Raw genomic sequence first — 280 nt, 5'->3', positions numbered from 1 at the left:
AAAGATCGACCACGCAAAGAGCGGCACTTTGTGCATTGTCATGCCGGGGGTACGCATATTGAGGAAGGTGGTGATCATGTTGATCGCGCCAAGGATCGAGCTAGCGCCAGAAACGTGGACCGCGAAGATCGCCAGATCCATCGAGTAGCCGCCCTCCGAGGTGGAGAGAGGTGGATAAAGCACCCAGCCAACACCAGAACCGCTTTGACCGTTGCCACCAGGGGCAAACAGTGAGGCAATACCAAGGCATGTGCCAACGACATAAAGCCAGAACGAAAGG

At 55.7% G+C, this 280-nt stretch carries 1 protein-coding gene; it reads right to left on the bottom strand.

The features are described from left to right. Positions 1–280 (bottom strand): cbb3-type cytochrome c oxidase subunit I (locus tag AB9F29_RS22490; protein ID WP_369757324.1); only part of this gene is annotated, 280 nt, incomplete at both ends.

This window comes from Falsihalocynthiibacter sp. S25ZX9 (genome assembly GCF_041205405.1).
Taxonomy (GTDB): domain Bacteria; phylum Pseudomonadota; class Alphaproteobacteria; order Rhodobacterales; family Rhodobacteraceae; genus Falsihalocynthiibacter; species Falsihalocynthiibacter arcticus.
The sequence above is the reverse complement of the archived record's forward strand: the minus strand, read 5'-3'. Positions and strand labels throughout refer to the sequence as shown.